Source organism: Sphingosinicella sp. BN140058, assembly GCF_004135585.1.
Classification (GTDB): domain Bacteria; phylum Pseudomonadota; class Alphaproteobacteria; order Sphingomonadales; family Sphingomonadaceae; genus Allosphingosinicella.
In genome coordinates this window covers 5,110,828-5,130,519 of record NZ_CP035501.1, presented here as the reverse complement: position 1 = coordinate 5,130,519, position 19,692 = coordinate 5,110,828, and the positions used below count along the sequence as shown (strand labels likewise).

Here is a 19,692-nt window from a genome sequence, read left to right as displayed (position 1 = left end):
ACAGGTGCAATCAGCGGATCTGTCCGGCCGCCCTCGCCCGATCGATCATTCCGAGCTGACGCACCAGCTCCGCGCGCCATGAGGCGTTCGCCGGTGCCAGGGCCAAAGCGCGCCGCCATTGCTGTTCGGCACGTACGAAGTCCCCGCTCTGCGCAAGTGCGATGCCGTAGAAGAGCGAGGGTCCCGGATGCTTCGGCGCCAGCGCCGCGGCGCGCAGAAAGGCGAATTCCGCCGCGGGAGTCAGGGTGCCGCCGCCATGCGCGACCAGGGCGTCGCCGTAGCCGATCCACAAGGTCACGTTCCGGGGATGGGCGCGGAGCGCCGAACGGATGATCGCGGCACCGTCCTGGGTCTTGCCGCTACGACGATAATTTTCGGACAGGATCAGCCAACGGTCCGCACTGTCGAACTGGCCGAACATCTCCCGGCGCAGCGCCATGAACGGACTGTCCGGCTGCTTCTCCGCAACCTCCATCCGGCGCGGCGCACCTTCCAGGTTCGGCCGTCCCTGCCAGGCATAGCCGGCGAGCGCGAGCAGCAGGGCCGCTGCGACGAACTGCAGCGGCCCCTTCTCCAGCCTGGCGAAATGCCAAAGCGAAGCAAATACCAGCAGGGCCATGATCAGGATGATGAACCAGCCCATCAGCGTGTCCTTCGCCGGAACCGCCCGCGCGCCAGCCACAGGCCGACGAGGAGGAGCAGGATCGGCGCCGCCCAGAGCGGCCAGGTGACCGGCTCAACCGTCGGCTTGTAGCTCACCCAGCTGCCGTAGCGTTCGATCAGCCAGGTCCGGATCGCCTCCGGCTTCTCACCGGCCTTGATCCGCTCCCGCACCATCGAGCGCATGTCACCCGCCATGTCGGCGTCGCTGTCGGCGATCGACTGGCCCTGGCAGACAAGGCACCGCAAACTCTCCATCAACGCCTTCGCCTGCGCTTCCTGCTGCGGATTTTCGAGTTGGCGGTAGGCGTAGGGCGCAGGGGGAGTCGTCGGCTGGCCGGCCGCAGGCACGCCGGTAACGAGCAGGAGCAAGACGGACAGGCGCAAGGCCGGCTGGCGCCTCATCGCGCCGCCTCATACGCCTTGACGATCTCGTCGACATGCTCCGGTCGAATGTCGCCGATATGCTGGTGACGGATGATGCCCCTCCCATCGACGACGAACGTCTCCGGCACGCCCGATGACCCGAGCGCGAACTGCACCTGGCTGCGCGGATCGTCGCCGATGCGCTGAAACGGGTCACCATAATCCTTGAGGAACGCGGCGACGTCGCCCGGCGTGTCGCGAATTGCGATCGCGTCGATCGGGAGGCCGCGCGCCTTCAGCGTCTCGAGTTGCGGGGCCTCGGCGCGGCAGGGAATGCACCAACTTCCGAACACATTGACGAGACGGGGCCGGCCGGCGCGCAGGTCGGCAGCAGTCAGACCGGGATGGCTGCCGACCATCGCCTTCAGGACAAAAGCGGGCATTGGCTTGCCGATCATGCGGGACCGGACGATCGAATCGCCCGGGGCATGCAGCCGGAACGCGAACACGGCAACGATCAAGACGAAGGCGCCGAGCGGCAGGAACAGCAGAATCCGTCTCATGCGTGGCTCTCCCCGTCGCGGCGACGACGGCGAACGCGGCCGATAAGCGACAGCAGCCCGCCGAAGGCGACCAGCGCGCCACCGAGCCAGATCAAGGTGACGAAGGGCTTCCACCAAAGGCGCAGCTGCCAGCGTCCGCCCTCGTCGGCCTTGCCGATCACGGTGTAAAGCTGACCATCGAGACGGGTGGCGATCGCTGCCTCGCTGGTGTCCGTGCGCGGCGCATTGAAGGTCCGCGCCTGCGGCCGCAGCACGAACCCTCCGCCATCTCCCCGGCGAGCGGTCAGCGTCGCCTCCATCGCGGTCCAATTGGGGCCTGCGATCGGCGCCACCGAGTCGAACCGCAAGGCATACGGACCAACGCGAACCGTCTCGCCCGGCCGGGCAGCGATCAGGGTCTCCTTGGTGAACGCCGCCTCGGAGGCCATGCCGGCGAGGCTGACGGCGATGCCCAGGTGCGAGATCACCATGCCCCAGGTGAACAGCGGCGTCCGCCGCAGGTTGCGCTTCCAGAGAGGCGCGAGGCTGGCAGCGCCGACGCCGAAGGCGACGACCAGCCCCACCAGCGGCAGAATGCCAAGCCCCGGGGCGAGCAGCAGCAATGCAAGCAGCGCAAGGCCGGTGATCGCCAGCGGAAGCGCCAGGCGCCGGACCAGATCGGTCACCCGGTCACGCCGCCAGCGCAGCAGCGGACCAGCCCCCATCACCGCCACCAGCGCCAAGGCGATTGGCCCTGCGACGCTGTTGAAATAGGGCGGCCCTACCGACAGCTTCTCGCCCGCGAGCGCCTCGATCAGCAGCGGGTACAGGGTGCCGACAAAGACGATCCCGAGAATCGCCGACAGAAACAGATTGTTGGCGACCAGCGCCCCTTCGCGACTGACCAGATCGAAGGTAGATCCCTCCTTCACCGTCCCCACCCGCAGCGCAAACAGAGCGAGCGCCCCGCCGATGTAGAGCGCAAGCAGCGCAAGGATGAACGCTCCGCGCTCCGGATCGACGGCGAAGCTGTGCACCGAGGTGAGAATTCCCGACCGGACGAGAAAGGTGCCGATCATCGACATCGAAAAGGCGACCACCGCCAGCATCACCGTCCAAGCACGCAGGCCATCGCGGGTTGCAAGCACGGTTACCGAATGCAGCAGCGCCGTGGCCGCCAGCCACGGCATCAGCGACGCATTCTCGACCGGATCCCAGAACCACCAGCCGCCCCAGCCGAGTTCGTAATAGGCCCAATAGGAGCCGGCCGTGATGCCAAGCGTCAGGAAGATCCAGGCGGCGAGCACCCATGGGCGCATCGCCCGTGCGAAGGCCGGACCGACGTCGCGCGTGATCAGAGCGCCGACGGCGAACGAGAAAGCGATCGAGATCCCGACATAGCCGAAATATAAAGTCGGCGGATGGAAGGCGAGACCCGGATCCTGAAGCAGGGGATTGAGGCCATTGCCTTCCAGCGGTGCAGGGAACAACCGCTCGAACGGATTGGAGGAGAAAAGCAGGAAGGCGTAGAAGCCGAGCCCGATCGCCGCCTGGGCCGCCAGCGTCGCGATCAGCGTCCGTTCGTCCAGCCGGCGCTCGAACAGGGCCACTGCGGCGCCGGCGATGGCGAGCACCGTCACCCACAGCAGCATCGAGCCTTCATGATTGCCCCACGCGCCGGCGACCTTGTACAGCCACGGCTTCATCGTGTGGCTGTTTGCCGCGACCAGGCCGACCGAAAGATCGGTGCGCAGGAACAGCTGGATCAGCAGCAGAAAGGAGAGCCCGACCAGCAGCGCCTGCGCGACCGCGATCGGCCGCATGGCCGAGGTCACCTCGCCGCCGCCGGGCCGCAAGGCGACCACCCCGAACAGCAATTGCAGGACCGACATCGCTGCCGCGAGCCAGAGCGCCGCAAGCGCGGTTTCGGCAATCACTTCAGGCTCTCGCTCTTGTGCTCGCCCTTTTTGGCGTCGAGCTGCGGCGGCATGTAATTCTCGTCATGCTTTGCCAGGATCTCGTCCGCGACAAACAGCCCGTCGGGCTGGAACCGGCCTTCGGCGACGACACCGCTTTCCTCGCGAAACAGATCGGGGACGATGCCGCGGTAGCGCACGGCGATCGTGTGGGGGCTGTCGTCGCCGACCACGAAGGCGATCGTCACGCCGTCGGCGGCGCGTCGGATCGACCCTTCCTTGACCATGCCGCCGATGCGAACATTGCGGCCCTGCGGCGCACCTTCACGCGCAACATCGGCCGGCGCGTAGAAATAGGCGGCCTGATCCTTGAGCGCCGACATGGCGAGCAGCACCGCCGCCAGCACGGCGACGATGGCGAGGATGAGCAGGAACAGGCGCTGGGTCTTTGGCTTCACCGCCGGATCCTCATCTCTCGCCGCGCAGGGCATCGACCTGGCGCTCAGCCCGGCGCATCGCCGCCCAGCTGGACCAGACGAGACCGATTGTGCCGATCGCCGTCAGCGCATAAGCGGCGAGGATGAAGGTCCAATGGCTCACGAAAGTCTCCTGAGGCGGGCTTCGACCTTTTGTCGGGCAAGCGCCGCGCGCATTCGCATCAGCACGATCGCTCCGAAGAGCAGGGTGAAGCCGAGCGCCGAGACGAGCAGCGGCCACAGCATGGAGCCGTCGATGCTCGAACTCGCGCGCAGGAACGAGATGCTCTGGCCCTGGTGGAGCGTGTTCCAATATTCGACCGAATAATGAATGATCGGAATATTGATCGCCCCGACGAGGCCGAAAATGGCGGCGATCCGCCCCTCCCCGCCCCGCTCCCGCTCGGCGTCGTCGAGCGCGATATAGGCGATGTAGAGAAAGAGCAGGATCAGCATCGACGTCAGCCGCGCGTCCCATTGCCAATAGGTGCCCCAAGTCGGCTTGCCCCAGAGCGAACCGGTGACGAGACAGATCGCTGCAAACACGGCACCCGGCACCGCGATCGCACGGGCGGCGACTGCCGCCAGCGGATGACGCCACACCAACTGCATGAAGCTGGCGACCGCCAGCCCCGTCCAGCCGCCCATGCCGAGCCAGGCTGCGGGCACATGGACGTAGATGATGCGGACGCTCTCGCCTTGAAGATAATCGCGCGGCGCAACGAACAGGCCGACCCCGAGTGCGCCGAGAATCAGCAGCGCTCCGCCCCAGCCCAGCACGGGCGTGAGCGGTCGCGCGATCTTCAGAAAGCGGGCAGGGTTCGCGAAGATGTGCATTTTGTCCCTCCCTCTAGAGCGTGATCGCCTGTCGGGAAAGCGCTTCGCGCCTTTGGCACGAAAGCGAAATCCGGCGGTTTACCTAGTCGCCACCGCTCGGGCGCGTCGGATCTCGACAGTAAAGGCCCGGACTTGCGCGGCCGGCATGTCGCAGCGCAAGGCCTCACGCAATGGCTTCCCTCCGCCCCGAACAGAATAAGCTTGCCGGCATCGCGCTCAGGCTGTGTGCCGCGACCTGCTTCGCGGGCATGGCCGCTCTGATCAAGCTCGCCCACATGCATGGCCTGCCGACGATCGAGATCGGCTTCTACCGCTTCGCCTTCGGCCTGCCGCCATTGATCCTGTGGATCGCCCTCAGCCGCAACTGGACGGCCTGGCGCACAACCCGCCCGGGCGCCCATGCGTGGCGGGCCGCGATCGGCCTGACGACGATGATGATGGGCTTCAGCGCCCTCGCCTACCTGCCGTTGGCAGAGGCGACCACGATCGGGTTCGCGGCCCCTTTGTTTGCGGTCATTCTCTCGGCCGCGGTGCTCAAGGAGAAAGTCGGCGTGCATCGCTGGACCGCCGTCTTCATCGGCCTCATCGGCGTGATGATCGTGATGCGGCCGGAGGGGGATCGGATGCCGATGGTCGGGCTGGCGCTGGCGATCGGCGGCGCGTTCGGCAGCGGCATCGTCACCATCACCATCCGCCAGATCGGCCGGACCGAGCATACCCAGACCACCGTCCTCTGGTTCACCTGCCTCGCCGTCCTGGTGCTCGGCCTGTTCCTGCCATTCTACGGCAGCGCGCACGATGCGACGACCTGGGGGATTCTGCTTGCTCTGGGCACAGTCGGCGGCATCGGCCAGCTGCTGCTGACCTCGTCGCTGCGCTTCGCGCCCGTGTCGGTGGTGGTGCCGTTCGATTATGCCCAATTGCTGTGGGCGGTGTTGTTCGGCTGGCTGCTCTTCGCCGATCATGCCGCCGCAACGACCTGGGCGGGCGCCGCCGTCATCGTCGGCAGCGGCCTCTATACGGTCTACCGCGAACACAAGCTTGGCCGCGACGCCGCCAAGACGGAAGCGGCCGGGGGCTGAGGTCTACCGGCCGATCAGCCGCTTCGCCATGTCGTCGGCAACTTCGGCCGGGTTGCGGCCGGTGGCGGCGCTTTCCGACCAGATCTGCTCCAGACGCACCGGAACCTGCTCGACGCGGCTCTTGACCCCGGCCGCATCGGCGTCGCGGAGATATTCGGACGAGACGTTGATGATGCCGCCGGCATTGATCACGTAGTCCGGAGCATAGAGGATGCCGCGCTGATGGATGCGCTGGCCGTCCGCGGGCGTGGCGAGTTGGTTGTTAGCCCCCCCGGCGACGATCGGAACCTTGAGGCCCGCAATCGTTTCCTCGGTCAAAATCGCGCCGAGGGCATTGGGACTGAACACGTCGGCTTCCAGCGTCACGATCTCGTCGGGCGCGACCGCGCTCGCCCCGGTCTCGGCAGCGAGCCGGTCGGCACGGGCACGATCGATGTCGGTAAGGCTGATCCGGGCACCTTCGGCAGCGGCACGGCGCGCGACCCCGCCGGCGACGCTGCCCGCGCCCTGCATGGCAATGTGAAGGCCGGCAAGGCTGTCCTTGCCGAGCGCGCGGCGAACTGCGGCCTTGATGCCGAGGAATACGCCATAGCTGGTATGCGGTCCCGGATCGCCGCCGACCTCGCCCTCGCCGACCGGCAGTCCGGCGATGAAGCGGGTGTGCTTCGAGACCGCGTCGAGATCGGCGACCGTGATCCCGACATCCTCGGCGGTCACGTAGGAGCCGGAGAGTTTCTCGACCGCCTTGCCATAAGCGGCGAGCATCTCGGGTGTCTTGGTGCGCGCCGGATCGGCCAGGATCACCGCCTTGCCACCGCCGAGCGGTAACCCGGCCATGGCATTCTTGAAGCTCATTCCCCGCGACAAGCGCAGAGCATCGCGCAGGGCGTCGCCAGGGTCGGCATAATGCCAGAAGCGGACACCGCCGGCGCCGGGCCCCAAATGGGTGGAGTGGACCGCGATGATCGCCCGGAGGCCGCTTGCGCGATCATGGACGAAATGAACGATCTCGTGATCGTCGAAGTCGGGATAGTCCCACGGCGACTGCATCGGGTGATCCTGCTGGGCTCTAGGGGATGCTGCGCAAATGGGGCGATCGACGGGGCTTGAACCCGCGACCCCCGGTACCACAAACCGGTGCTCTGACCAACTGAGCTACGATCGCCACTGCGCACGGGGTGCGCCGCGCACATAGGAGTGTGGCGTGGGAAGCGTCAAGGACGTTTCGTGCCCCTCGGCGCACATCTTCGACCCTGCGGTTTGTTCTGCTCCAAGCCCGCGGCCAGCGGATGTCACACCCAGATGCACCTGGCTATGAAACACCAGTTCGATCAATCATCCGCTGCTGCGAGCGGCGTCTTCGTCCGGTGGTGGCGCGTCGCCGAACACGGTGCGGCCACCATAAGAATGGCTGGCGGCCCGTTCTTCCGCGAGCAGCGCCTCAACGGAAGGACCCGTGACATGGCGCTCCAGTCGCCGCGCCTGCTGATCGAGACGCCTGAGCGCGGCAAGCTCTTCCTCGCGTCCAAGCTTCGCCTTGACGATCGCGCTCTTCATCACCCCGATTGTCTTGTCGTAGACCTTGATCGGCACCGGAAACGGGTGCCCGTCCTTGCCGCCATGGGCAAGCGAGAAGCGCGCGGGATCGCTGAACCGGCACGGCGCGCCGTGCACGACTTCTGCGACCATCGCGAGCGCGCGCACTGTCCGAGCGCCGACCCCAGGCACCATCAGCAGCGCGGCGAAATCCTCCGGCCCCTGCGCCGCGGCCGCGGCCAGATTGCCATGGAGACGGCGCGCGACGACGTCCTCCGCGCGCAGATCGTGATGATCCGGCATGACGAGATGGGGCAGCAGCGGCTGCGCCGTCGGCTGACGGGGCGCAGGCGGATCGAGCCGCGCGAGCTCGCGGACGACTCCGTCGGGTCCGAGATCGGCCAGAAGCGCGAGCTGGCCCCGCCGCGACGCGTCGGCCCGCCGATCGGTAAGGTTGACGATCGTCCCCTGCTCCCGCCCGTCGATCGCCGCATGCGGATCTTCGACGAAGCTGGTCACGTTTTCGGACAGCCAATGGTAGCGGCGCGCCTGCCCGCGCGCATCGTTCATCCCTTGCTGGATCACCACCCAGCGGCCGTCGTCGGTGACGATGAAGCCGTGCAGGTAAAGATCGAAACCGTCCTGAACCGCGGCGCTGTCGACCTTGGCGACAAGCCGGCTGGCGTGGCCGAGAGCACCGCCGTCGAGGCCGACCCGCTCGCCCACCGCGTTCAGTTCGTCCGGAGTCCTGCGACTCTGCTTGCCGCGGCCACCACAGACGTGAATGCCGAGTTCGCCCGCAAGCGGCGCGAGGCCGCGCTTCAGCGACCCCAGCACGCTGGTGGTGATCCCGGACGAGTGCCAGTCCATCCCCATCACCGCACCGAAGGACTGGAACCAGAACGGATGGGCGAGCCGACGGAGAAGTTCGTCGCGGCCATATTCGAGGACGATCGCCTCCGAAATGGCCGTGCCGAGCCTGGTCATCCGTTCGCCGAGCCAGGCGGGCACGTGGCCGCCATGGAGCGGCAGATCGGCACTGCCGGCGCGCTTCGCCATCAGCCGGCACTCGAATGAGAGAAGATGGAGATCATCGTGCGAGCGTAGCAGGCCCGGAACGGAAGGGGAACTCGCAAGCAGGCCGGCCTGGTCTGTGGCTTTCCTGCATCGCAGCCCGAAAACGACATGGCTGCGAATATCCCCGATTGCCAAAGCGCTGATTGTTCAACAGGATCACGGACGAGCGATCTTCCGGGGGGAAGTCAATGAATCATGCCGTCTGCCGCGCTGTCGCGCGCGTCGCCTTTCTACAATGCCAATGAAGCCTTGTGGTGTGCGGAGCGTCGCGTGCGGAACCTGATCCTGTCTTTTGCCCTGTTCGCAGCCGCCGCGCCCACGGGCGCCGCTGCGACGCCCATGGTCGAAGCCAAGCCTCCCTTGGTGGTGGCAGTGATCGACAGCGGCATCGCGCGCACGCCCGAACTCGCCCACGTCGTCACGGCCGAATATGACATGGCCTCGGACGACACCCGGGAGCCGTTCAAGCCGCGCTACGATCACGGCACTCTGGTCGCGACCATCCTGCTTCGCGAGTCCCGGCAGGCGCTGAACATCGTCTCCTTCCGGATCGACGACCCGGCCGGTTGTCCAAAGGGGCTGGTGCCGCCCTGCCAACCGTCGGCCAAGCCGCTGGTCAAGGCGATCCGCAAGGCCGCGAGCCTCGGCGTGGACGCCATCAACATCTCGCTCGCCCTTCGCGACGACAAGGCCATTACGGCCGCAGTCCGCGAAGCGACGGAACAGGGCATTCTGGTCGTGCTCGCCGCCGGCAACGACGGGCGCGAGCGCCCGGGCAATCTCGACATGGCGACCGCCGGTTTCCCCAATGCCGTGCTGGTGGGTGCGCTGGACGATGCCGGCCTGCCCTGGAGCGGAACCAACAAGCCGGGCACCGGCTCCAGCGCCTACAATTACGCGTGGCAGCGCGGGGTCGCCGTGCCTTCGGTCACCGCCGCGGGTGCCGTGACCCGAGTCACCGGCACCTCGTTTGCGACTCCGGCCGAGACGGCGCGGCTGCTGCAGTGCCGCAGCAAGCATGCCATGCAGGGCGCGACCACCGGCTGCGAAATGTCCGTCGCCGTGATCGATCCGAATGCGAGCATCACCCTCGCGGCGGCCGCCACGTCCGCCGATCAGGTCACCAAGCCCAGCCGCTCGCGTCGAATCCATCGGGTCACCATCAGCAGCGCGACCGAAGCCAGACCCGTGGCGAGGCCGGTCCAGATGCCGATCCCGCCCCAGCCGAGACCGAAGGCGAGACCGACCGCGACAGCAAGACCGATCACCCAATAGCCGAACGCCGCATAGGCCATCGGGACCTTGGTGTCGTGGAGGCCGCGCAGCATGCCTGCCGCAACGACCTGGGCGCCGTCCACCACCTGAAAGATAGCCGCAACGAACAGGAAGGAGACGGCGAGCGGGATGACCCGTACACTCGCTGGATCGGACGCGTTCAGGAACAAGGCAACGAGTTGGCCGGGGATGGCGAGCATGGCAAGCGCGGTCAGGCTCATGAAACCGACCCCAAGTGCAAACGCTGTCCAGCCGGCCACGGTCACCCCGTCCCGATCGCTCCGGCCGTAGGCCAATCCGACGCGTACTGTCACGGCCTGCGCGAGGCCCATCGGGACCATGAAGGTCAGCGACGCGATCTGGATGGCGATGGCGTGCGCAGCGATCGAGTCCGCCCCGATCAGGCCCATCAGGAACACGGCGGCGTTGAAGATCGTGATCTCGAGCCCCAGCGTGACGGCGATCGGCAGACCCAGCCGCCAGATCTCGCGGAACCGTTCCCAGTCCGACCGCCAGAAGCGACCGAACAACCGGTAACGGCGGAAGCGCGGATGAAGAAGGATCACCGCCGCAAGGCCGGCGAACATCAACGTGTTGGCACAGGCGCTGCCGATGCCGGCCCCTTGCAGGCCGAGCTTCGGCAAACCGAAATGGCCGAAGATCAGTCCGTAATTCGCGACCGCGTTGAACGCCACTGCGGCCAGCCCGACGACGAAAGACCAGATGGGCCGCTCCAGCGCGGCAATGAAGGATCTTAGCACCAGAAAGAACAGATAGGGCAGCAGGCCCCACTGCATCGCCCTGACGAAACTCTGCGCACCTGCGGCGAGCGCCGGCTCCTGTCCGATCGCGACCAGGATCGCGCCGCTGTTCCAGAGAATGACCCAGACCGGGATTGCAATCGCAAAGGCCGCCCACATCGCCTGTCGCACCGTCCGGCGCACGTCGCGGACGCTGTGGCGCCGTCTGCCGAGTTCCCGCGCCAGCATCGGCGAGGCCGCCGTCATCAACCCCATGCCGAAGATCAGGAAGGCGTTGTAGACATTCACGCCCAGCGTTCCGGCCGCGAGCGTACGCGATCCGGCCCAGCCGAGCAGGATCACGTCGGTCGCATGGATCAGCGCCTGGGCGACGTTAGTGAGGATCAGCGGCCAGGCGAGCGCCAGCGTGGCGCGCACTTCGGCGCGCCACGGGGCGCGTTTCGAGGACCGATCCTGCAGCATGCGCATCCCGTAGGCAGCGCAAAGCTCGGGAGCAAGCATCATCCCGGCACCGTGGCGCGGGGTTGCGAGCGCCGGTGCGCCCTCCCATCTCCTTGCGATGACCCCCCTCTCCATTCTCGATCTCGCGCCGATCGCCGAAGGCGCCGATGCCGGACAGGCGCTGCGCAACGCACTCGAACTCGCCCAAACGGGCGAGCGGCTCGGCTTCCGCCGCTTTTGGATGGCGGAGCACCATTCGATGCCGGGCATTGCCAGTGCGGCGACGTCGGTCGCGCTTGCCTTCGTCGGCGCCGGCACCAGCTCGATCCGGCTCGGCGCCGGCGGCGTGATGCTCCCCAACCATGCGCCGCTGGTGATCGCCGAACAGTTCGGCACGCTCGAGGCGCTCTATCCGGGGCGGATCGATCTCGGCCTTGGCCGCGCTCCGGGAACGGACCGGGCCGCCGCCATGGCGATGCGGCGCAATCTCGCCTCCGACGAGAACCAGTTCCCGCGCGATGTCGTCGAGCTGATGGACTATTTCGTTGCCGATCCGCAGCGCAAGGTCCGCGCGATCCCCGGCGAAGGTCTTGCCATACCGGTCTGGATCCTTGGGTCGAGCCTGTTCGGCGCCCAGCTCGCGGCGATGCTCGGCCTGCCTTATGCCTTTGCCTCGCACTTCGCGCCGGCCGCGATGATGGAGGCGATCCGTGTCTATCGCGAGCGCTTCCAGCCCTCCGCGCAGCTTGACCGGCCTTATGTGATGCTCGGCTTCAATGCGTTCGCCGCCGACACCGACGAGGAAGCGGAACTGCTCGCCACCTCGGTCATGCAGGCATTCGTCAACCTGCGGTCCGGTCGGCCGACCAAATTGCCGCCGCCGCTGCCCAGCTATGGCGAGACGCTGCCGCCAGCGGCAAGAGCGATGCTGGGCGACGTGCTGTCCTGCTCGGCGATCGGAGGGCGTGCGACGGTCAAGCAGGCGATAGAGCAGTTCATCGCCCGTACCGGCGCCGACGAATTGATGATCACGTCCCAGATTTGGGATCACCGCGCGCGGATACGATCCTACGAGATCGTGGCAGACGCCATGATGCCGGGTGGGCTTGCCCGCGCCGCTTAGGAGGTACGGGCGTCCAGCTCCCTGACAAGCCGTTTCGGCGCCTGAGCACGATAGCTTTCGTCGATCCAGTCCTTGAGCTGGTCCAGGCTGGGCATCTCCTCATCGCCCGGCGTCATGGTCACCCATCCGCTCTTGCCGAGGCCGTAGCCGGTCGGCTTTGCAAAGCGCAGATCGAGCGCGACCGAGTGGGTGTAGGGCAGTTTGACAGAAAGGCTGAACGGTTCCCCGTCCGCGGCCAGATAGGCGAAGGTCTTGTCGTTGACGGCGAGATCGTCATGGCCCGGCCAAGGAGATTTGGAATGGGCGCCGGGGAAGCCGAGACCCCATGCGCGCAGTGCCTTCAACACGTCTTCGCCCGTCATCACGCGCCTCCTTTCGGAACATCGACGGTTCTCGCTCTTTCCTATTAGCACCAATGGAGGAGCGGATCATGAGCGACGACAGAGCCAAGATCACCAACGGTCCGAACGAGCGGTCGGTGAACGAGAATATTGCCGGTACCGCGGGAGGCATTCCCGACGATGCTCTGGCGCCGGGCCAGGACCTTCCGGATCCGCCGAGCGACGAGGAGGTCGCACGAATCGCGAAGAAGCTCGGGGCTCCGATTGGCGAGGGATGATGAAGCTCCAGGCGGCCGCTATCAGATCAGCAGCCGCTCGACGTCCGGCACCGTAACCCCCGCAAGACGTACGATCTTGAGCCGTGCCTTGTCGCCGGTCGCAATCGTCACAGCGGATTTCGGCAGACCGAGTGCCGACGCAAGAAACGCGATCAACGCCTGATTGGCCGCGCCGTCGACCGGCGGCGCGGTCAGCCGGATCGCCAGGGCTGCGCGTCCGGCCCCTGCGTCGATGATGCCGGCCAAAGCGTCCTTGCGCGCCCGCGGGGTAAAGCGGACCGCCAGGCGGATCGCGTCACGCTCCACCGTATAGGGTTTCATCGTCGAGAAGGCGTGGTGGGCGCGGTAGGGATTGAACCTACGACCCCACCCGTGTGAAGGGTGTGCTCTACCACTGAGCTACGCGCCCACGCCGGCATCCGCGTGCAACCGGGTCGCGGCGCGGAAGGAAGAACGGCCCGGATCGGGTCGTTGCGGGGTCTCTAATGCGCTGCTTTCCTGCTGTCCAGCGGGGAAAATACGCGGTTCGGCAAGGCGGCGAGACCATGCGGAGCGACGGCTGGCGCGCCCCCGCGCCCGCCCATCGTAAAGCTCAGCGGCTGACCGAATCCTTGAGGCCCTTGCCGGCCTTGAACTTGGGTTGGGTCGACTCGGCAATCTGCATCGGTTCTCCGGTACGGGGATTGCGCCCCGTAGACGCCTTGCGCGTCGAACAGGAAAAGGTGCCAAATCCAACCAGCCGGACTTCGTCGCCGCGCTTCAGCGCATTGGTGATCGCGTCGAACACACCTTCGACGGCCCTGCTCGCATCGCCCCGGCTAAGCCCGGTGGTGTCGGCCACCTGACCGATCAACTCCTGCTTGTTCATCCCTTTGGAACCCCTGCTTATGGAATCGCGGCTGCACGCCTTCGTCCATCTAAAGTCAGGTGCGCCGTGCGAGTCAAAAGGAAAGCGCGGATTTTCCGGAGAAAACCGCGCCTTCCCGGGACAGATTCGTTGCAGGGCAGGAATGATCCATTCATCCTGCGCACCTCATGATGCCCCCTCAACCTGGTGAAGGGTCAGAGGCAAAGGCGCGCCGAACGTCGCCCCGTCAATGCCGGATCGACACGGCCGGTCCATCTTCCTTGCCGAGCTCGGTCGCCGGAACCGTCGCCAGCTCGTCTGCCTCGGTCCACTCGATCGGCACCACCGGCGTTGCAAGCGCCTGTGCGAGAACCTCGTCGACATGGCTGACCGGAAGGATTTCGAGGCCCGCCTTGATCGCATCGGGGATCTCGGCAAGATCCTTCTCATTCTCGGCCGGAATCAGAACCTTCTTGATGCCGCCGCGCAGCGCCGCGAGCAGCTTCTCCTTGAGGCCGCCAATCGGCAACACCCGTCCGCGCAGAGTGACTTCACCGGTCATCGCGACATCGCGGCGCACCGGGATGCCGGTCAGGGTCGAGATGATCGCCGTGACCATGCCGATGCCCGCCGACGGCCCGTCCTTCGGCACCGCCCCTTCAGGCAAGTGGACGTGGATGTCCTTGCGGCCGAACACGCTGGGCTTGACCCCGTAGCTCGGACTACGCGCCTTGACGAACGAGAAGGCGGCCTGGATCGACTCCTGCATGACGTCGCCCAACTTGCCGGTGGTGCGAATCGCGCCCTTGCCGGGCACGGTCACCGCCTCGATGCTCAGCAACTCGCCGCCGACTTCGGTCCAGGCCAGGCCGGTCACCGCACCGATCTGATCCTCTTCCTCGCCGACACCGTGGCGGAAGCGCTGGACGCCGGCGAACTCGCCGACATTGTCGGGCGTGATCTCGACCTTCTCGGTCTTGCCTTCCAGGATCCGGCGCAACGCCTTGCGCGCGACCTTTGCGATCTCGCGCTCGAGCGTCCGCACGCCCGCCTCCCGGGTGTAATGACGGATCAGGGTGCGCAGCCCCTGCTCGGTGAAGGTGAGCTCACCCTCCTTCAATCCGTGCGCCTCGATCTGCTTCTCGATCAGGTGGCGGCGGGCAATCTCGACCTTCTCGTCCTCGGTATAGCCTTCGAGCCGGATGATCTCCATACGGTCGAGCAGAGGCTGAGGCATGTCCATCGTGTTCGCCGTGGTGACGAACATGATGTCGCTCAGGTCGTAATCGAGCTCCAGATAATGGTCCTGGAACTTCGAATTCTGCTCCGGATCGAGCACCTCGAGCAAGGCCGATGCCGGGTCGCCACGGAAATCCTGGCCGAGCTTGTCGATCTCGTCGAGCAGGAACAGCGGGTTCGAGGTGCCGGCCTTCCTGAGGTTCGAGACGATCTTGCCCGGAAGCGAGCCGATATAAGTGCGGCGATGGCCGCGGATCTCGGCCTCATCGCGCACGCCGCCCAGAGACTGACGAACGAATTCGCGTCCGGTCGCCTTCGCGATCGAGCGGCCGAGCGAGGTCTTGCCCACGCCCGGCGGACCGACGAGGCACAGAATCGGCCCCTTCAGCTTGTTGGTCCGGGCCTGCACGGCGAGATATTCGACGATTCGGTCCTTGACCTTCTCAAGGCCATAATGGTCCTCGTCGAGGATCGCCTGCGCCTCGGCGATGTCCTTCTTGACCTTGGACTTCTTGCCCCAGGGCAGGCCGAGCAGGACGTCGAGATAGTTGCGCGAGACGGTCGCTTCGGCCGACATCGGCGCCATCGCCTTCAGCTTCTTGAGCTCGGACGTCGCCTTGGCCTTGGCTTCCTTGGACAGCTTGGTGCGCTCGATCTTGCGGCCGAGCTCGGCCAACTCGTCGCCGTCACCATCCTCACCCTCATTGCCGAGCTCACGCTGGATCGCCTTGAGCTGCTCGTTGAGATAATATTCGCGCTGGGTCTTCTCCATCTGCCGCTTGACGCGGCTGCGGATCTTCTTCTCGACCTGGAGCACGCCCAATTCGCCTTCCATGAAGGCGAAGGTCATCTCGAGCCGGCGCACCGGGTTCAGTTCCGCAAGCAGGGTCTGCTTGTCGGAAACCTTGATGTTGATGTTCGCAGCCACCGCATCGGCAAGACGCGAAGCTTCCTCGATCTGGCCGAGCTGAACGGCAGTCTCGGCCGGAAGCTTCTTGTTGAGCTTGGAATAATTCTCGAACTGCTCGACCACCGAGCGCATCAGCGCCGACACTTCGGCCCCGGCCGGCTCCTCCGTCTCGATTGCGTCGACATCGGCGACGAGGTGGGTCCCCTGCATCGCGATCGCGCTGAGCGACGCGCGCTGCTGGCCCTCGACCAGCACGCGCACGGTGCCGTCCGGCAGCTTCAGCAGCTGCAGAATGGTGGCGATCACGCCGAGATCGTAGAGCGCGTCGCGATCGGGATCGTCCTCGGCCGGATCGAGCTGCGAGACGAGGAAGATCTGCTTGTCCGCCGCCATCGCGCTTTCGAGCGCCGCCACCGATTTGTCGCGCCCGACGAACAGGGGCACGATCATCTGCGGGAACACGACGATGTCGCGCAGGGGCAGGACTGGGAAACTCTGGGTCATTGGAACTCCGCTGAGGCCGGACGGCCATCCTTACCATCATATATGGGGAACGGGCATGCGGCATCAATGGAGCCGTATGTCGCCCTGCCGGCATTCGGAAACCAGGAAGGCGGAAAACAGGAAGGGCGCCCCCGACGCTGCGGGGACGCCCTCCTGAACGCACGAGCGCTGCCGCTTAGTAGCGGTAATGCTCCGGCTTGAACGGCCCTTCGACCGGCACGCCGATATAGGCGGCCTGCTTGTCGGTGAGCTTGCTGAGCTTGACGCCCAGCTTCTCCAGGTGAAGCGCCGCGACCTTCTCGTCGAGGTGCTTGGGCAGGACGTAGACGTCGTTCTGATAGGTCTCGCTCTTGGTCCAGAGCTCGATCTGGGCAAGCACCTGGTTGGTGAAGGAGGACGACATCACGAAGCTCGGGTGGCCGGTGGCGCAGCCGAGATTGACGAGACGGCCCTTCGCGAGAACGATGATCTTCTTGCCGTCGGAGAATTCGACCTCGTCGACCTGCGGCTTGATCTCGGTCCACTTGTAGTTGCCGAGCGCAGCGATCTGGATCTCGCTGTCGAAGTGGCCGATGTTGCAGACGATCGCCATGTTCTTCATCGCACGCATGTGATCGACGGTGATCACGTCGGCATTGCCGGTCGCGGTGACGAAGATGTCGGCGCGGGTGGCCGCCTCTTCCATGGTGACGACTTCATAGCCTTCCATCGCCGCCTGCAGGGCGCAGATCGGATCGACTTCGGTCACGATCACGCGAGCGCCGCCGTTGCGCAGCGAGGCGGCCGAGCCCTTGCCGACGTCACCGAAGCCGGCGACGCAGGCGACCTTGCCGGCAAGCATCACGTCGGTGGCGCGGCGGATCGCGTCGACCAGCGATTCCTTGCAGCCGTAGAGGTTGTCGAACTTCGACTTGGTCACCGAGTCGTTGACGTTGATCGCCGGGAACGGAAGCTTGCCCTTCTTGGCGAGCTCATAGAGGCGGTGAACGCCGGTGGTGGTCTCTTCGGACACGCCCTTGATCGCCGCGACCGTCTTGGTCAGGTAGCCCGGACGCTCGGCGAGGAAACGCTTCAGGGTCGCGACGAAGATTTCCTCTTCCTCGTTGGTCGGCGTGAACAGCTCCTCACCGGCCTCCGCGCGTGCCCCCCAGAGCGCAAACATGGTCGCGTCGCCGCCATCGTCGAGGATCATGTTGCAGGTCTGGTCCTGCCCCCAGTCGAAGATGCGGACGACGTAGTCCCAATATTCCTCCAGCGTCTCGCCCTTGACGGCGAACACCGGCACGCCCGACGCTGCGATCGCGGCGGCCGCATGGTCCTGAGTGGAGAAGATGTTGCACGACGCCCAGCGGACATCGGCACCGAGTGCAGTGAGCGTCTCGATCAGCACCGCGGTCTGGATGGTCATGTGGAGCGAACCGGTGATGCGGGCGCCCTTGAGCGGCTGCGCGGCACCATATTCCGAACGCAGCGCCATCAGGCCCGGCATTTCGGTCTCGGCGATCTCGATCTCCTTGCGGCCGAAATCGGCCAGCGCGATGTCACGGATCACATAATCGTCAAAGCTGGTCTGGGGCTGAGTCGCCACGGACGGTCTCCTGAAAAGAAAAGGCCGCCGGAAGCGGGGCGGCGAACGGCCCGCGCTCTACCCGGAAGCGGGTGAAGATGCAAATATAAAGATATCTTTATATGTGAGTTCCCGCGATCCGGACAAGGCACGAGAGGCGGGCAGCCAAGATCGCCTCGCCGATCCGCAGCAGGGCCGTTATAGGTCCGTCATGACCGAAGCGACATCCGACATACTCATCATCGGCGCGGGCCATAACGGCCTCGCCTGCGCTTACTACCTCGCCGCAGCCGGCATGAAGGTCACCATGCTGGAGCGACGTTCCGTCGTCGGCGGCGCCGCGGTAACCGAGGAGTTCGTACCGGGCTTCCGCAACTCGACGGCGAGCTACACCGTCAGCCTGCTCAACCCCAAGATCATCGACGATATGGGCCTGTACCGGCACGGCCTCCGCGTGGTGCTGCGCAAGATCGACAATTTCCTGCCGACGCTCGGCTCGGATCACCTGCTTTCGGGCCGCAACGGCCTCACCCGCGCCGAGATCGCGCGGCATTCGCCCGCCGATGCGGAAGGCTATGACGCCTATGTCGCGGCGCTGGACTCGGTCGTCGCCTTGCTTCGCGCCTGGCTGCTCCGGGCGCCGCCCAACGCCGGCGGCGGCCTTGCCGACATCCTCTCGCTGCTCAAGCTCGGCAATGGCGTCCGGCACATGGATCTGGAGGGGCAGCGCGTGCTGCTCGATTTCTTTACCAAGTCCGCCGCCGAGATCCTCGAACGCTATTTCCGCACCGACATCGTCAAGGCGCTGTTCGGCTTCGACGCCGTCGTCGGAAACTATGCGAGCCCCCACGCGCCGGGCTCGGCCTACGTCCTGCTCCACCACCTGTTCGGGGAAGCGGCGGGAGTCGCAGGCGCCTGGGGCCATGCCATCGGCGGGATGGGCGCGATCACCCAGGCGATGGCCAAGGCCTGTCGGGAGAAAGGCGTCGAAATCCTCCTCGACACGCCGGTTGAGGAGATCATCGTCGAGCGCGGACGCGCCACGGGCGTGGTCGCCGGCGGCAAGGCCTTCCGGGCCCGCGCAGTCGCCGCGAACGTCAATCCCAAATTCCTGTTCGGCAGCCTGCTGCCCGACGGTGCGGTCGCGCCGGAAATCAGCCGCCGCATGGCCGGATGGGGCGCCGAATCGGCGACCTTCCGGATGAACGTCGCGCTGTCCGAACTGCCGCGCTTCACCAGCCGTCCGAAGCCCGGCGATCATCTCACCGCCGGAATCATCATCGCACCATCGCTCGGCTATATGGATCGCGCCTACACCAGCGCCCGGAGCGAGGGATGGGCGCGCGAACCGATCGTCGAAATGTTGATCCCTTCTACCCTGGACGACAGCCTGGCGCCACCGGGAGGCCATGTCGCGAGCCTGTTCTGCCAGCATTTCCCTTACAATGTCGAAGGCGGCTGGCCGGCGCGGGTCGACGAGGCCGCCGATCACATCATCGACCATGTCGACGCCTATGCGCCGGGCTTCAAAGCCTCCGTGATCGGGCGCCTGGCGCTTTCACCGTGGCATCTCGAACAGCGCTTCAATCTCGTCGGCGGCGATATCTTTCACGGCAAAATGGGCCTCGATCAGCTCTTCTCCGCGCGGCCGATGCTTGGCCATGCCGATTACCGCATGCCGCTCGCCGGCCTCTATCTGTGCGGCGCGGGCGCCCATCCGGGCGGCGGTGTCACCGGCGCGCCCGGCCACAATGCGGCGCACGCGATCCTTGCCGATCGGCGCAAGCTGAAGCGGGTGGCATGACCGCAAATGCCTGATCCAGGTTGCGAACGCGATGTTAACGACGTTCGTGGCAGGAACGTCGCGAACGTTCGCCAAGGATCCCGCTCGTGTCTTTTCCGTCCCCCTGTGCC

General features: G+C 66.0%; 19 protein-coding genes, 2 tRNA genes and 1 pseudogene. 5 read left to right on the top strand and 17 right to left on the bottom strand.

Going from position 1 to position 19,692, the window contains the following annotated elements; all coding sequences use genetic code 11:
- Positions 1 to 10 precede the first annotated feature (10 nt).
- From ETR14_RS23300 to ccmC, 7 genes are read right to left on the bottom strand one after another with little or no spacing between them, the layout of a single operon-like run.
- The gene (locus ETR14_RS23300) at positions 11 to 643 is read right to left on the bottom strand and encodes a tetratricopeptide repeat protein (protein ID WP_129389636.1); all 633 of its coding nucleotides are present in this window, start codon (positions 641 to 643) and stop codon (positions 11 to 13) included.
- Positions 643 to 1,065 carry a cytochrome c-type biogenesis protein gene (locus tag ETR14_RS23295; protein WP_129389634.1) on the bottom strand — a complete coding sequence of 141 codons (423 nt, stop codon included), beginning with the start codon at positions 1,063 to 1,065 and terminating at the stop codon, positions 643 to 645. Before ETR14_RS23295 ends, ETR14_RS23300 begins: the two co-directional genes overlap by 1 nt.
- Positions 1,062 to 1,589 (bottom strand): DsbE family thiol:disulfide interchange protein, encoded by a 528-nt coding sequence (locus ETR14_RS23290; RefSeq protein WP_129389631.1) that lies wholly within the window; start codon positions 1,587 to 1,589, stop codon positions 1,062 to 1,064. The genes ETR14_RS23295 and ETR14_RS23290 overlap by 4 nt, the downstream gene beginning before the upstream one ends.
- Positions 1,586 to 3,505 carry a heme lyase CcmF/NrfE family subunit gene (locus tag ETR14_RS23285; protein WP_129389628.1) on the bottom strand — a complete coding sequence of 640 codons (1,920 nt, stop codon included), beginning with the start codon at positions 3,503 to 3,505 and terminating at the stop codon, positions 1,586 to 1,588. Before ETR14_RS23285 ends, ETR14_RS23290 begins: the two co-directional genes overlap by 4 nt.
- Positions 3,502 to 3,942 carry a cytochrome c maturation protein CcmE gene (ccmE, locus tag ETR14_RS23280; RefSeq protein ID WP_129389625.1) on the bottom strand — a complete coding sequence of 147 codons (441 nt, stop codon included), beginning with the start codon at positions 3,940 to 3,942 and terminating at the stop codon, positions 3,502 to 3,504. Before ccmE ends, ETR14_RS23285 begins: the two co-directional genes overlap by 4 nt.
- A gap of 10 nt (positions 3,943 to 3,952) precedes the next feature.
- Positions 3,953 to 4,084 (bottom strand): heme exporter protein CcmD, encoded by a 132-nt coding sequence (gene ccmD / locus ETR14_RS23275; protein WP_129389622.1) that lies wholly within the window; start codon positions 4,082 to 4,084, stop codon positions 3,953 to 3,955.
- Complete coding sequence (gene ccmC / locus ETR14_RS23270; protein ID WP_129389619.1) at positions 4,081 to 4,797, bottom strand: heme ABC transporter permease CcmC; 717 nt, start codon at positions 4,795 to 4,797, stop codon at positions 4,081 to 4,083. Before ccmC ends, ccmD begins: the two co-directional genes overlap by 4 nt.
- 170 nt (positions 4,798 to 4,967) lie before the next feature.
- Here ccmC and ETR14_RS23265 point away from each other — a divergent pair, with 170 nt between their 5' ends.
- Positions 4,968 to 5,879: a DMT family transporter gene (locus tag ETR14_RS23265; protein WP_129389616.1), complete on the top strand. Its 912-nt coding sequence runs from the start codon at positions 4,968 to 4,970 to the stop codon at positions 5,877 to 5,879.
- A gap of 3 nt (positions 5,880 to 5,882) precedes the next feature.
- On the opposite strand, the gene ETR14_RS23260 is transcribed toward ETR14_RS23265, so the two are convergent.
- From ETR14_RS23260 to ETR14_RS23250, 3 genes are all read right to left on the bottom strand, one after another.
- Positions 5,883 to 6,929, bottom strand: a complete 1,047-nt coding sequence (locus ETR14_RS23260; protein ID WP_129389613.1) for a Glu/Leu/Phe/Val dehydrogenase — start codon at positions 6,927 to 6,929, stop codon at positions 5,883 to 5,885.
- Between the two features lie 38 nt (positions 6,930 to 6,967).
- Positions 6,968 to 7,044 (bottom strand) — tRNA-His (locus ETR14_RS23255).
- A 170-nt stretch (positions 7,045 to 7,214) separates the two neighbouring features.
- The gene (locus ETR14_RS23250) at positions 7,215 to 8,474 is read right to left on the bottom strand and encodes a DUF763 domain-containing protein (protein ID WP_129389610.1); all 1,260 of its coding nucleotides are present in this window, start codon (positions 8,472 to 8,474) and stop codon (positions 7,215 to 7,217) included.
- A 213-nt stretch (positions 8,475 to 8,687) separates the two neighbouring features.
- Here ETR14_RS23250 and ETR14_RS29410 point away from each other — a divergent pair.
- Positions 8,688 to 9,452 (top strand): annotated as a pseudogene (locus tag ETR14_RS29410) (S8 family serine peptidase); the annotation flags it as partial.
- A 155-nt stretch (positions 9,453 to 9,607) separates the two neighbouring features.
- Here the strand turns inward: ETR14_RS29410 and ETR14_RS23240 are convergent.
- Complete coding sequence (locus tag ETR14_RS23240; protein WP_165356591.1) at positions 9,608 to 10,990, bottom strand: MATE family efflux transporter; 1,383 nt, start codon at positions 10,988 to 10,990, stop codon at positions 9,608 to 9,610.
- 97 nt (positions 10,991 to 11,087) lie between these two features.
- On the opposite strand from ETR14_RS23240, the gene ETR14_RS23235 reads away from it, so the two are divergent.
- Positions 11,088 to 12,092 (top strand): LLM class flavin-dependent oxidoreductase, encoded by a 1,005-nt coding sequence (locus ETR14_RS23235; RefSeq protein ID WP_129389604.1) that lies wholly within the window; start codon positions 11,088 to 11,090, stop codon positions 12,090 to 12,092.
- Here the strand turns inward: ETR14_RS23235 and ETR14_RS23230 are convergent.
- The gene (locus ETR14_RS23230; protein WP_129389601.1) at positions 12,089 to 12,454 is read right to left on the bottom strand and encodes an MmcQ/YjbR family DNA-binding protein; all 366 of its coding nucleotides are present in this window, start codon (positions 12,452 to 12,454) and stop codon (positions 12,089 to 12,091) included. The two genes, ETR14_RS23235 and ETR14_RS23230, sit on opposite strands and share 4 nt — an antisense overlap.
- A 68-nt stretch (positions 12,455 to 12,522) precedes the next feature.
- Here ETR14_RS23230 and ETR14_RS23225 point away from each other — a divergent pair, with 68 nt between their 5' ends.
- Entirely contained in the window at positions 12,523 to 12,711 is a 189-nt protein-coding gene (locus ETR14_RS23225) for a hypothetical protein (protein WP_129389599.1), read from the top strand.
- Between the two features lie 21 nt (positions 12,712 to 12,732).
- On the opposite strand, the gene ETR14_RS23220 is transcribed toward ETR14_RS23225, so the two are convergent.
- The 5 genes from ETR14_RS23220 to ahcY all read right to left on the bottom strand — a co-directional run bounded on the left by ETR14_RS23220 (position 12,733) and on the right by ahcY (position 17,799).
- Entirely contained in the window at positions 12,733 to 13,032 is a 300-nt protein-coding gene (locus ETR14_RS23220) for a DUF167 domain-containing protein (RefSeq protein ID WP_129389596.1), read from the bottom strand.
- 13 nt (positions 13,033 to 13,045) lie between these two features.
- Positions 13,046 to 13,120, bottom strand: a tRNA-Val gene (locus tag ETR14_RS23215).
- 183 nt (positions 13,121 to 13,303) lie between these two features.
- Entirely contained in the window at positions 13,304 to 13,579 is a 276-nt protein-coding gene (locus ETR14_RS23210; protein WP_129389593.1) for an HU family DNA-binding protein, read from the bottom strand.
- Positions 13,580 to 13,805: 226 nt separating this feature from the next.
- A complete protein-coding gene (lon, locus tag ETR14_RS23205; protein ID WP_129389590.1) occupies positions 13,806 to 16,211 on the bottom strand; it encodes an endopeptidase La in 2,406 nt (801 codons plus the stop codon).
- Positions 16,212 to 16,386: 175 nt separating this feature from the next.
- Entirely contained in the window at positions 16,387 to 17,799 is a 1,413-nt protein-coding gene (ahcY, locus tag ETR14_RS23200) for an adenosylhomocysteinase (RefSeq protein ID WP_129389587.1), read from the bottom strand.
- Between the two features lie 190 nt (positions 17,800 to 17,989).
- Here ahcY and ETR14_RS23195 point away from each other — a divergent pair, with 190 nt between their 5' ends.
- Positions 17,990 to 19,582 (top strand): NAD(P)/FAD-dependent oxidoreductase, encoded by a 1,593-nt coding sequence (locus ETR14_RS23195; RefSeq protein WP_129389584.1) that lies wholly within the window; start codon positions 17,990 to 17,992, stop codon positions 19,580 to 19,582.
- Positions 19,583 to 19,692 lie beyond the last annotated feature (110 nt).

Bases quoted from the DNA above. Each gene is read 5' to 3' on its own strand.
- ETR14_RS23240 (WP_165356591.1), bottom strand. From the start codon at position 10,990: ATGCTGCAGGATCGGTCCTCGAAACGCGCCCCGTGGCGCGCCGAAGTG.
- ETR14_RS23260 (WP_129389613.1), bottom strand. From the start codon at position 6,929: ATGCAGTCGCCGTGGGACTATCCCGACTTCGACGATCACGAGATCGTT.
- ccmC (WP_129389619.1), bottom strand. From the start codon at position 4,797: ATGCACATCTTCGCGAACCCTGCCCGCTTTCTGAAGATCGCGCGACCG.
- ETR14_RS23250 (WP_129389610.1), bottom strand. From the start codon at position 8,474: ATGGCGAAGCGCGCCGGCAGTGCCGATCTGCCGCTCCATGGCGGCCAC.
- ETR14_RS23290 (WP_129389631.1), bottom strand. From the start codon at position 1,589: ATGAGACGGATTCTGCTGTTCCTGCCGCTCGGCGCCTTCGTCTTGATC.
- lon (WP_129389590.1), bottom strand. From the start codon at position 16,211: ATGACCCAGAGTTTCCCAGTCCTGCCCCTGCGCGACATCGTCGTGTTC.
- ETR14_RS23235 (WP_129389604.1), top strand. From the start codon at position 11,088: ATGACCCCCCTCTCCATTCTCGATCTCGCGCCGATCGCCGAAGGCGCC.
- ETR14_RS23265 (WP_129389616.1), top strand. From the start codon at position 4,968: ATGGCTTCCCTCCGCCCCGAACAGAATAAGCTTGCCGGCATCGCGCTC.
- ETR14_RS23295 (WP_129389634.1), bottom strand. From the start codon at position 1,065: ATGAGGCGCCAGCCGGCCTTGCGCCTGTCCGTCTTGCTCCTGCTCGTT.
- ETR14_RS23220 (WP_129389596.1), bottom strand. From the start codon at position 13,032: ATGAAACCCTATACGGTGGAGCGTGACGCGATCCGCCTGGCGGTCCGC.
- ETR14_RS23225 (WP_129389599.1), top strand. From the start codon at position 12,523: ATGAGCGACGACAGAGCCAAGATCACCAACGGTCCGAACGAGCGGTCG.
- ETR14_RS23210 (WP_129389593.1), bottom strand. From the start codon at position 13,579: ATGAACAAGCAGGAGTTGATCGGTCAGGTGGCCGACACCACCGGGCTT.
- ETR14_RS23300 (WP_129389636.1), bottom strand. From the start codon at position 643: ATGGGCTGGTTCATCATCCTGATCATGGCCCTGCTGGTATTTGCTTCG.
- ETR14_RS23195 (WP_129389584.1), top strand. From the start codon at position 17,990: ATGACCGAAGCGACATCCGACATACTCATCATCGGCGCGGGCCATAAC.
- ETR14_RS23230 (WP_129389601.1), bottom strand. From the start codon at position 12,454: ATGACGGGCGAAGACGTGTTGAAGGCACTGCGCGCATGGGGTCTCGGC.